Source organism: Corynebacterium tuberculostearicum (genome assembly GCF_030229345.1).
GTDB lineage: Bacteria > Actinomycetota > Actinomycetes > Mycobacteriales > Mycobacteriaceae > Corynebacterium > Corynebacterium tuberculostearicum_G.
This window is the reverse complement of the sequence record NZ_JASPGP010000002.1, coordinates 38,357-49,353: the sequence shown is the minus strand read 5'-3', so window position 1 is coordinate 49,353 and position 10,997 is coordinate 38,357. Positions and strand designations below refer to the sequence as shown.

The following is a 10,997-nucleotide window of genomic DNA, read 5'->3' as shown; positions in this document are numbered from 1 at the left end:
ACCTAACCTATGCTTTCTTTTTCTTCTAAGCTTGCGGCCACGCTCGGTGCCGCTGCGGTCACCATTGGTGTCACTGCGCCGATTGCCACGGCTGCACCGGCCCCCGCGCCGCAGGACACCAAGCCCGCCATTTCCTGGGAAGACTGCCCCGAGCAGGTAGACGTCGCCAATGCCGAGTGCGGTCGCATCGACGTGCCTACGTATTACGACAACCCTAAAGCCGACACCATTAGCGTCGGCTTCGTGCGCGTTCCCGCCGCAAAGCCAAGCGCACGCCGTGGCGCATTGTTTACCAACCCTGGTGACCCAAGTGGCGATGCCTATGGATGGGCCGGCAATACCGCTGTTCCATGGCCACAGGCCGTGCGCGATGAGTGGGACACCATCGGCGTACAACCGCGTGGCTTGCCCGGCTCCACGCCAGTAAAGTGCGATGCCACTGCAACCACCGATCCGCTCCAAGAAAGCCTCCAGGTAGGAAAGATCACCCGCGATGCCTGCGAAAAGCACACCCCGGGCTATACCAACTCGCTGACCACCGCGAATACCCTGCAGGACTGGGAAATGGTGCGCCGCGCCTTGGGCGAAGAAAAGATTGACATCGCTGGCACCTCCTATGGCACCTACCTCGGCTCCGCTTACGCCACCAAGTATCCGGAGCACACCGGCAAGGTCCTGCTGGATTCGGGCATGAGCCCCAAGCTGGCGTGGAATGGCATCTTTGCTTCGCAGCAGCGCGGCTATGAAAAGGGACTGCACGACCTCTTCGGGTTCATTGCTAAAAATGACGCCAAGTACCACCTCGGCACCACCCCATTGCAGGTCTATGAAAAGTGGTCACAGAAGGTAGCCCGCGAGGCCGGCGTTCGCCCCACGGTCTTACCTCCGAATGCCAAGATTGGTGACCTGCCTCCAGGGCTCGAGTTTGCCGGTCAGCCTGGCGCGGACATCATGACCGCCACCGGCCCGCTGCGGGTGCAGGCGGAGTTCCTCAGCCAGAAGATTCAGCAACCCAATGCCGTGCAGGCATTCTCCCCGCTTCTGATGATGACGCGCGACCTCGTCCCGATTCCTGCACAGTGGGATGCCTTTGCTAAGCACTTAAATGGCAGCGAGCCCATGGATGCTGAGCAACCCGACCCGGAGACAGTGCGCAAACACCAAGAATCCGTGGCTCAGGCGATGAATATGCAAAACCTCATTGTCTGCAATGAAAACACCGTGCCCGGCAATCCGCTGCTGTACCCAAGCTACCTGTGGACCAACTTCGTCAGCGTGGATCCCTTCACCCACTTCAATTCCCTCTACGGCTCCGGCGCGGGTTGTGGCGGCCGCACGCCAGTGACAGGCCAGGCGCCTCTCGATGGCTCTAAGCTGGCCACCAAGCCCCTCCAGATTCAGGCTACGGGCGACCCACAAACGCCGTATCAGTACCACACCAGCCTCTCGAAGCCGATGCAGTCGCGAGTGGTCACCGTCCATGGTCCTGGCCATGCCCACTTCGCATCCAAGAATAAGGTCGTCGATGACATCGGCGTGCACTACCTGCGCACCGGTGAGGTCACTACCACCGACGCCCCCGGGTTGATTTAGTCCCCCACTAACCCATGCGCTAAAATCACATCGTTGGGAATTCTCCCAGCGATGTCTCCGTAGCTCAGCGGATTAGAGCATCGGTTTCCGGTACCGAAGGTCGCAGGTTCGATCCCTGTCGGGGACACATTCACCGCTGACCACCAAGATTTTCTGGTGGTCAGCGGTTTATTTTTCCTCCGGCCAGCTAGGTCTTTCCAGGCTGGACACGAGCCTTCTATTGCCACTCCGGCTTGTCGGTATCCACCCCTTGCGCCTTAGCTGCATGCTCAATCGCGTCTGCCAGCCACTGCGCCAACCCCTCCTGCTGCGCCTCATAGTGAGCACGGAAGCGTTCATCAGCCACATAGCCGCGCGAGATTAAGAAGTGTTTCGCTGGCGTGACGGGAAAGAAGGCACTGAGGGCTGCACGGTGCTTGTCGACGAGCCCCTGGGCCTCCTCCGACCCAGCAGCCACACCGCCTGCTACGGCCTCGGCCAGTTCTTTTTCCACCTCAGCGACGCCGGCTTGCGCATCGCTCCAGTTCTTCTCCGACCAACCGGCCGTGCGCTGCTGATAGATAGACCAGTCCTCGCTCGATCCATAGGCTTCTTCGGCTTCTTGTTGATGCGCGGCGAAGTTGGCATCGCCGACAATCTGTCCGATTTCTTCGGTGGTGAGCTTTCGGTTATTCATTGCATCCTCCATCAAGGTGTCAATTGCTGCCAGCATGTCGCTAAGACTGTCTCGCTGCGCGAGCAGGATTTCTCTTTGCCTCCGTAGATGCTCCACATCGGAGGAACCGCCATCTAGCAGCTGTTTAATATCGGTCAATTTCATACCGGTAGCGCGGTAGATCAGAATCTTCTGCACGCGGGCGCAGTCTTCCTCGGTATACAGCCGGTAATTGGACCAGCTGCGCCACGTAGGACACAGCAAGCCTTGTGCCTCCCAGTGGTGCAAGGTGCGCACCGTAATGCGGAAGAGCGCTGCTACCTCGCCAACGGTATAAAGAACTTCATCGATGTCGTCCATGGTGACATTGTCGCGCCTAACGTCGCGTCAGGGTCAACCCCAAAGAAAATCTGCAGAAACTGTTGCCAGAGTGTTGGGTTTATGCAACACTTGAATGCATGACAGCAAACGACGCCCCTGTTTCAACAACGATCCGCGCCGAACGGTTCCGCCGTCCCGGCCCCGCCCGTGGATTAATCGCGGCAATGTATGGCTGCGTAGCTGTATCCGCGATTTTCCTCATCCTCGCATTGGCGATTTCTTCTTACTGGGCACTGTTAGGAATGTCTATCGCAATGGTGCTTTCTTGCATTCCCTGGACCATTCTGCGGGTGTCCATTGATTCCAAAGACCGCAAGCCGCTGTCCTCTCTTGATGAGTACGAGGCCCGGGTTCTCGACCAGTGGCGCCGGAAGGCTTTCCAGCTGTCTAACGCGTTTCTTTTTGCCGGCGGTCTTGTCACCCTTCTCGTAGGCAATTGGTTCCTAGGCGGAGGAATTACCGGCACTATTGGCACCAAATATTTGCTTGGAGCTGGCTACTTCTTGCTCTTTAGCTACTTCATCTCTGCCACGTTGCCCGCTGTCGGATACGCACTGACCTTCAACCAGAACTCGGAGGACTAAACATGCCCACCTTGACCATTGACCACCTCAATAAGTCCTTCGGGGAGACTCAAGCCCTGCGGGATATGACCTTTAGCGTTGGTGACGGCGAAATCTTCGGTTTCGTCGGATCCAACGGCGCCGGAAAGTCCACCACCATGCGCATTGCTCTTGGTGTGCTGGCCAAAGACTCTGGCGAGGTCTACTTCGATGACGCCCCGATTAATGACGATAACCGCCGCCGCATTGGTTATATGCCAGAAGAGCGCGGGCTCTACGGCAAGGAGCCGCTGCTGAGCCAGCTGGTCTTCTTAGGCACCCTGCACGGCATGGATAAGCCCGCCGCCAAGCGCGCCGGCACTGAGCTCCTAGAACAGTTAGGTCTGGGCGAGCGCATGGACGATAAGCTCGATGACCTCTCCTTGGGCAATCAGCAACGAGTACAGCTCGCAGCCTCCCTTATCCATGATCCTGACATGCTGATTCTGGACGAGCCCTTCTCCGGGCTGGACCCGGTTGCGGTTAATGTCATGTCAGACATGCTGCGCGAGCGCGCCAGCCGTGGTGTGCCCGTTATTTTCTCCTCGCACCAGTTGGACTTGGTGCAGCGCTTGTGTGACCGCGTGGGCATTGTGACGAAGGGGCATATGGTGGCTGAAGGGGGCGTCGATAAGCTGCGTAGCCAAGGCCCTCCCCGCTTTGAGGTCGCTACCCCAGCGCGTGGCTGGTACCCGGAAGGCACGGAGTTGGTGGCAGAAACTGCCGACGCCGTCGTGCTCGAGGCCGATGAAACCATCGATGACCAGGCAATCCTGCAGGCAGCCCTCGCCGCAGGCCCGGTTCATTCCTTCGGCCGCAAGATCCCAGACCTGACCGAGCTTTTCCAGGACGTCGTCACCAGCAACCAGAACGAGGAGGCCTAGGCCATGCAGTATTCCGCAATGAAGACCATCGGAGTTGTAGCCAAGCGTGAGATGGCGGTCGCGCTGAAGTCGAAGATGGTGGTGGGCACCATGCTGCTACTCATCCTCGGTGCCATTATCGGCCCTATCGCTATCAATTTCTTCAGCGGCGATGACGAACCAGATTCCGTAGCCGTCGTGGGGATGGAAGCGTCTGCCTTTGATGATTCCGGCATCGATGCCACTGCGGCAAATGACCGCGCGGAAGCCCAGCAACTGGTGGAAAATGACGAGGCCGATGCCGCCCTGGTGCCGGCAGAGAGCGACGGCTGGGATCTCCTCAGCAAGGGCGACACGCCTGCCGCGGTAACTACCACGGTCAACCAAATCGTTGCTTCTCAAGCACAAGCAACGGCACTGGATACGCTCAATATTGACCCGCAGGAGCTGGAAGACGCAACGCCATCCACCACGGTCAATCAGGTGAACTTAGAAGAAGAGGACGGCACGGAACAAAAGATGGCCGGCGTAGCCACGGTCCTCATTGGCGCAATGGTGGTCGTCTTTTCCGTCATGACCTTCGCCGGCCTCATTGGCGGCCGCGTCACGGAGGAAAAGTCGTCCCGAGTGGTGGAAATTATCTTGTCTTCTGTGCGTCCGGTGGACTTTTTGGCCGGCAAGATTCTGGGCAATACCATCGTTGGATTCCTAGCCACGCTGCTCATTTTGGGCGGCGGTGCAATCTCGCTTGCTGCGACCGGCCTGGCTAGTGACATCGAGCTGGACTATGGCTTGGTAGCCGTGCTCCTTGTTGGCGAGATTCTAGGCCTGCTCTTCTTTGGCAGCCTCTACGCTGCAGCCGGCTCGATGGTGCAGCGCACCGAGGATCTCCAGTCCACGCAGGCCCCTATCCTGTTCCTCGTATTTGCCACCATGTATGTACCGATGTTCGGCTGGATGCACCTGGATGCCACGTGGATGCAGGTCATGACTTGGTTGCCGCCGGTGTCCATGCTGGTCGCTCCGCTGCAGGTGGCCGGAGGCAACCTCAGCTGGCTAGGCCTTGCCGCAAGCTACCTACTGATGGCCTTGACCACTGCACTTATTATCGTCATGGTTGGCCGCATTTACCGCCGCGCCATTTTGAACAATGGCCGCAAGATGACCTGGCGCCAAGCACTGAGCAAGTAAAAATAATCCGGCTCCCCGCCGATTGTGTGGGAGCCGGATTCTTTTATGTGCCGAAGCTACTGAGTAATGAACTCGTTGGTGATCGGCTGGGTGATGTCCAAGGTGCCGTGCTCGATGTAGTACATACCGAAGAACATGGCTGCCAGCATCACTACGGATAGCAGCATGGAAGGGATCCACTGAAGGAATACGGGAACCCAGCCATTGCCCTTATCGCGAGCTGCCGCTTCGCGCTGTTCCTGAGCCTCACGCTCGTTCATAATGATAAAACCTTTCGATCCACCGAGGATTAACTACGGATATCTTAACAGTTAAGTGCTTACAAGGCCGCATTCCTCGCACTTTTGATTGACACCGAAATTCGGCAATTAAATTCCTGGGTCCTCATCATTGAGCAGCGCCTCTACGAAGGACTCGCGGTCACCAAGCATGCGCTCAATGTCCTCTTCTGCGCCGACGATCCACAGCTCGGTGTCTTGGTCATAGGTGAGTGCGGAATCTGGGTATGCCTCTAGTGCCTCCTCCATGGCGGCAACCTGGTCCTCACTGGCGGCGTCGTCCAAGTGCGCCTCTGGATCGCCGATGCGCGGGCTAAGCTCCTCCAACGCGGTGATCCCGTAGGTCTTATATTGCTTCTTCGGGTGCTCAAAGAGCTCTTGTCCCATCATGGAGCTTAATCCTTTCCGTGTAGTAGCGAATCGGGCACGTACCCCTCATAGCCCGGGATGTTCTTGACCTGAAGAACTCCGGTGAAAAAGCGCCGCAGCGCCGGTACGTCCTCGGGTTGCAGATGGTCAAAAACCATACGGCGCACGGATTCCACGTGCTCAGGAGCGGCACGCCGCAGGTGTTCTAGGCCAACATGGGTCACGCACACGTTGATGCCGCGAGCATCCTCCTCGTCTGGTTCCTTGGTGAGCAGGCCGCGCTTTTCCATGCGAGTTACTTGGTGGGAGGCGCGGGAGCGGTCCCACTCCAGCTGCGTGCACAGTTCGTGCAGGCGCAGGCGTTGTTCCGGTGCCTCGGACAGGGCAACGAGGACGGCGAACTCGGAAGCAGATACCTCGCCGCCAGCCTTAAGCGTCTCATCCATTCCCCTATCGATCTTGCGCACGGCGCCAAGGAGCAGGCGCCATAGCTCCTGCTCTTCGTCGTCTAACCAGCGAGTTTGATAAGGCATGGCACTAGGTTACCCCTTTGAGCGCGGCAATGTCGCGCTCACTGCGCCCCGGCACGCGGGAGTAGCGCTCCGGCATGCAGGTAAAGACCAATACCTGATTATCCCGGCCGACATGGGAAAAGAGCGTGGCCATAAGTTGCAGGCGGTGTGCATCAGTAGAGCCCAACGCGTCATCCACAATGACGGGAACCGACTCCGCCCCCACTAATTGCGCAATGGCAAAGCGGGTGAGTATGGCCAATTGCTCGCGGGCACCACCGGAGAGGCTGGCTAGGCTCACCGTCTCATTGTCCTGGGTACGGGTGGTCACGCGGAGGTCGTCATCGAGATCGAAGGTGATGTCACCGCCGTACACAGTGCGGGCCAGCCGCGACAGTGCAGCCACGAAGGGCGCGGCGTAGCGCTGCCGGGCGGCATCGCGATGCTTGAGCAAAAGTTCGCGCAGATAGCGGGCGGCTTGCGCACGCTTGTCCACGCTTTCATATACCGCCCGCGCCATCTCCACCGCCGCGGTGGCCTGTTGGGCGCGCTCGGCGGCACCGGAATGGAAATTCACCTCGCTAGAAAGCCGGCCAAGATCCACCTCGCAGCGTTGGATGCGGTCGGTGAGGTAATCCAGGTGGGACTGCGCGCCTTCTACCAGGGACTGCGCGGTAGCGAGGTCTACGGCTTCCATTTGTTCGAGCTGCCCGCGCAGGTCTCCCACGACGGCTTCTAGGCGGCTGACCTCGGCACGCAGGTCCTCGTCGGCGGCGCGTTCGCGCGCGGACGCGAGCTCTCGGGCCACTCGCTGCGCATTTTCGCGGGCCGCAGCAAGTTCGGCATCGAGGCGCACAGCCTCGTGAGCCAGGCGGCTTTCGCGGTACGGCACGAGTTCGCGGTCGAGCGCATCGACCTTTTCGCTCGCGGCTTCCTCCGCGGCTTCGGCGGCGGCGAGGTCTACCTCTTCCACGTCCGCAAGGTCCGCAATCTTCTCAGCTAGCGCAGCATGCTGGGCGCGTAACTCGCTCAAATCATCCGGTCCCAGTTCCGCGGCAAGGGCACGGGTGGCGGCATCGAGGGCATCGTTCTGTGCACGGTGCGCCTCATGGGCTTCCTCGGCCGCGGCCACTGATTCTACGCCGAGGGTATCGAGCAGATCCCGCAGCCGCGTGCGCGCCTGTTTCACATCACGCTGGGTGTCCTCCGCGGAATAGGAACCGGCCGAGAAGCGGGCAGTGATATCGCCGATGGTGATTACACGGGAATCGACAAGCTCGACGGCGGTGTCCTCCCCCACCTCGATGTCCTCGCCATCGACTCGGATGCTGGAGCCAGCAGGTCCGGAAAAATGCACCTTGGCGGCGGCAGCCTCGTGCAGGCGCTCGGCCACCGACAACGCAGAATCCGCCTTATGCAGGCCGGTGATATCGGCCGCGGTGACCTCGCGGCCACGCTGAGCGATGGCCGCACGGGCTTGGTCTACTTTGGCGGCTAGGCCGTCAAGCGATTCCAGCCGGGCGTTGAGCTGCTCAAACTTCTGCTTATCCTGCAGGCGGCGTGCCTGCTTCAAAGTGCTGCGGGCCGCGGCATAGTCCTCTTTGGCCTCTGCCAGTTGCTTCTCCAGCGATTTTTTGGACGCGGCTTCTTCTTTCGCTTTGTCCTGGGCGGCGGTGAGCTTATTCTGGGCGGCCTCGGTGACCGCGGCAGCTTCCCCGGCCGCGGTGACGAGCCCGGCGCGCTCGGAAACGGCGGCTTGCGCACGGGCAAGGTCATCCGTAGCACGGGCAAGGGTGGCCTTATGGGAGTCCAAGGTGGCCTGCGCGGTGGCGGCTTCCTCGGCCTGCGCCTGTTTGTCGGTGAGATCGGCGCGGGCGGCGGGGAGCTCTGCTTCAGCGGCGACTTGGTCACGCTCGAGTTGCTCGTAACGCTCGACCACGGAATCGAGCTCGCGCAGTACGCGGGTGGCTTCTGTGTATTCCTCTTCGGCGCGAGCTAGGGCTGCAGCGGATTCCTTGTACTCGCCGGCCGGATTACCCTTCGCTGCAGTGAAGTAGCGCTGATATTCCTTATCCACTCGGGCCAACAACGCGGAGTCATCGCCGGAGACTTCTTCCTCAGCCAGGCCGGATTCGCGCTCAAGTGCGCGGGTTAGGCTGGGAATGCCGACGGCAGAAATGGCCTCGCCGGTGTCGTCTTGGCGCATAAAGAGGGCGTCGACAAGCGAGCGATCCAAATGCTCAGAGAGGATGCGCTCCAGCTCATCATCGGCTTGGCTGCCGGTAAATTGCGCCGGCCGGGGTGCGGTGATATTCAGCTCGCAGGACTTCTTGGATAGCCAGCGTTTGGCAATGCGGAAGCGGTACTCCCCTACGCTTAGCTCGGCCGTAACTTCCGGGGCAACGTCCTTGCCCACCGGCTGCAGGGAGCGAATGCGCTTGGAGCGGCCACTGTGCTTTTCGGTGAGCACCACGTCGAGCGCCTCCACGATAGTGGACTTGCCAGCCTCGTTCTCGCCGTGAATTACCACGACGCCGGTCTCAGGCAGCTCATCGAGGACCAGGTGCTCAATGCCGCGGACGTTGGTGAGTTCTAGGCGGTGTATGCGCATTAGGACTGTCCCTCCAGGCGGAATAGCAGGTTGGCGGCGTCGCGGGCGACGGGATCCTCGCGGTTATCTAGCAGTTCATGCAGGGCTTCGGCCGCATAGCCGGAGATATCGAGGCTGGCTAATTCCTCCTCGCTGGGTTCCAGGTAAAGGTCCATGGTGCGCTCGCGCGGGCGCAGGGAGGCAAACACGGCCTCATACTCGTCCAGGCCGCGCTGCAGACGGGCGTGGGCCTCGACGCCGAGCGTGCCGCGCAGGCTATACTTCACGGCCGTGCGTACCTTATCCGTGTACTCGCCCAGGCGCGCGAGGAAGCGTTCGACGTCCTCGGCAGAATCCACGGCGGCATCGAGGGCTTCAAAGGTCCAGCGGCCGATGCGGCGCTTGTCGACGTCCACCTCATCCCCCACGCGCACCACCAACGCATTGCCGGAATCGGCCTCGCCGCCACCGGTGCTGGTTTCCTTATAGTCCGTGGTCTCCGGGCTGCCGGAGAACCACACCCGGCCGGTGGTGCCGAGGCTCGCGGTGGAGTGGGTATCGCCCAGCGCCAGGTAGTCGATCACCCCGCGCTCCAAGCAGTCCTCGACGAAGGCAAGGTCGATGGTATCGGCGTCATCCTCGCCGGAGCGGGAATCCACCTGGCCGTGGCCGATGGCGATGCGGATGCCCTCAGCCGGCTCCAACGGTTCGAGCGCTTGGCGGACCAAGTCGTGGTTTGCTCGCTTGGACAGGTACGGCGCGCCGACCAGCTCCACGCCGGGTGCGACCTCGATGGGCTCTGAGTCTGCGATGACGTGGACATTCTCCGCGCTGGTCTTATAAAAGACCGAATCCGCCACCAGCGGATCGTGGTTTCCCGGCAGGACATAAACCGGCACCGGCAGGCGCTTAAACATCTCCGTGGCGCGGGCAAGGATGTCGCGCGAGAGGGCATTGTGCTCAAAGACGTCGCCGGCCACGACGATGAACTCCGCACCGGTTTCCTCCGCCAGCTCGCCTAGCCGCACGATGGCGGCCTCGCGGTCATCGTTAAACCGGCCTTGGGCCTCGCCCTTCAAGAACCACCGGGTCATGCCCAGCTGAAAATCGGAGGTATGGATAAACGTGGTAGCAGTCATTAGTGCGAGAGGTGGTAGTAGAGATCTTCAATATCGGATACCGCGCGCAAGAGATCCAGGTTGGTATGCGAAACCGAGCGCATGGCCTTGCGCAGCAGGTCCGGATCGGAGTCATCAATGGCCGGGGCAACCTTGGGCTGCGGCAGCTTCGGCAGCTCGCGCCCGTTCCAGAAGATGTCATTCTTTTCTTCCTCGGACAGGTCGCTCGGGGTGAAGCTTTCGCGGCTAACCGCCTTGGCCTGTTCTAAGACCATGCGCTCGAGCCGGGCAAAGTCCAGCCCGCGCATATTAAAGATGACGGCTGGGTCCGCATCGGCGCGTGTGGCGAGCTTATCGCCTACCGCCACGATGTGCTTGCACACGTACTCGCCATCGGGGCAGTCACAGGTCAGGCGCAGGTCTTCGGCCTCGGGGGCGAAGAGGGTGTCTAGGGCGGCGTCGGAAAGCAGGCCCTTGCGCGCATTGGCCACGGAATTGGGGGTGCGGGCGAACTCGGTGGCCAGCTGAGCAATATCGTCGTTATTGCGGTACGGCAGCTGGATGAGCACCGCAAAGGGCTCGTTCTGGGAGCCGGCCACGCGCCCGTGGATGGCTCCATTGCGCACCTCGAGGCCCACGACGTGTCCGCCCTCGGCATACTGGCGGCCGCGGGTAATCCGGCCGCGATCCGCGCCATGCGAGGTAAAGGCCGCAATCCGCGAGGCCGTAGTGGACAGGATGCGCCCGCTGCGGTCTACGTGATTGACCTCGGCCGGGGTGCTTACTCGTTTGCGGGTGCCAAAATTGGCATAGATGACGTTGTCGTCGCCTTTAACGGCCATGGA

11 protein-coding genes and 1 tRNA gene are annotated in these 10,997 nt (G+C 60.7%); 5 read left to right on the top strand and 7 right to left on the bottom strand.

Annotated elements, in window-relative coordinates; all coding sequences use genetic code 11:
* The first annotated feature begins 9 nt into the window (after positions 1 to 9).
* Both QP884_RS01805 and QP884_RS01800 read left to right on the top strand, forming a co-directional pair.
* Positions 10 to 1,593 (top strand): alpha/beta fold hydrolase, encoded by a 1,584-nt coding sequence (locus QP884_RS01805; RefSeq protein ID WP_284820410.1) that lies wholly within the window; start codon positions 10 to 12, stop codon positions 1,591 to 1,593.
* A gap of 53 nt (positions 1,594 to 1,646) precedes the next feature.
* A tRNA-Arg gene (locus QP884_RS01800) sits at positions 1,647 to 1,720 on the top strand.
* Between the two features lie 90 nt (positions 1,721 to 1,810).
* Here QP884_RS01800 and QP884_RS01795 read toward each other — a convergent pair.
* Entirely contained in the window at positions 1,811 to 2,608 is a 798-nt protein-coding gene (locus QP884_RS01795) for a MerR family transcriptional regulator (RefSeq protein WP_284820409.1), read from the bottom strand.
* A 98-nt stretch (positions 2,609 to 2,706) separates the two neighbouring features.
* Here QP884_RS01795 and QP884_RS01790 point away from each other — a divergent pair, with 98 nt between their 5' ends.
* From QP884_RS01790 to QP884_RS01780, 3 genes are read left to right on the top strand one after another with little or no spacing between them, the layout of a single operon-like run.
* A complete protein-coding gene (locus tag QP884_RS01790) occupies positions 2,707 to 3,213 on the top strand; it encodes a hypothetical protein (RefSeq protein WP_284820408.1) in 507 nt (168 codons plus the stop codon).
* A gap of 2 nt (positions 3,214 to 3,215) precedes the next feature.
* The gene (locus QP884_RS01785) at positions 3,216 to 4,115 is read left to right on the top strand and encodes an ABC transporter ATP-binding protein (RefSeq protein WP_284820407.1); all 900 of its coding nucleotides are present in this window, start codon (positions 3,216 to 3,218) and stop codon (positions 4,113 to 4,115) included.
* Between the two features lie 3 nt (positions 4,116 to 4,118).
* Positions 4,119 to 5,285 carry an ABC transporter permease gene (locus QP884_RS01780; RefSeq protein WP_284820406.1) on the top strand — a complete coding sequence of 389 codons (1,167 nt, stop codon included), beginning with the start codon at positions 4,119 to 4,121 and terminating at the stop codon, positions 5,283 to 5,285.
* 56 nt (positions 5,286 to 5,341) lie between these two features.
* Here QP884_RS01780 and QP884_RS01775 read toward each other — a convergent pair whose 3' ends face one another.
* The 6 genes from QP884_RS01775 to QP884_RS01750 all read right to left on the bottom strand — a co-directional run bounded on the left by QP884_RS01775 (position 5,342) and on the right by QP884_RS01750 (position 10,994).
* On the bottom strand, positions 5,342 to 5,545 hold the full coding sequence (locus QP884_RS01775) for a hypothetical protein (protein WP_284766303.1): 204 nt from the start codon (positions 5,543 to 5,545) through the stop codon (positions 5,342 to 5,344).
* Positions 5,546 to 5,653: 108 nt separating this feature from the next.
* Entirely contained in the window at positions 5,654 to 5,953 is a 300-nt protein-coding gene (locus QP884_RS01770; protein WP_284791364.1) for a molecular chaperone GrpE, read from the bottom strand.
* A gap of 5 nt (positions 5,954 to 5,958) precedes the next feature.
* Positions 5,959 to 6,465 (bottom strand): MarR family winged helix-turn-helix transcriptional regulator, encoded by a 507-nt coding sequence (locus QP884_RS01765; RefSeq protein ID WP_284766304.1) that lies wholly within the window; start codon positions 6,463 to 6,465, stop codon positions 5,959 to 5,961.
* A gap of 4 nt (positions 6,466 to 6,469) precedes the next feature.
* Positions 6,470 to 9,055: an AAA family ATPase gene (locus QP884_RS01760; protein WP_284820404.1), complete on the bottom strand. Its 2,586-nt coding sequence runs from the start codon at positions 9,053 to 9,055 to the stop codon at positions 6,470 to 6,472.
* Positions 9,055 to 10,173, bottom strand: a complete 1,119-nt coding sequence (locus QP884_RS01755; protein WP_284820403.1) for a metallophosphoesterase family protein — start codon at positions 10,171 to 10,173, stop codon at positions 9,055 to 9,057. Before QP884_RS01755 ends, QP884_RS01760 begins: the two co-directional genes overlap by 1 nt.
* A complete protein-coding gene (locus QP884_RS01750; RefSeq protein WP_200435167.1) occupies positions 10,173 to 10,994 on the bottom strand; it encodes an SWIM zinc finger family protein in 822 nt (273 codons plus the stop codon). Before QP884_RS01750 ends, QP884_RS01755 begins: the two co-directional genes overlap by 1 nt.
* Positions 10,995 to 10,997 lie beyond the last annotated feature (3 nt).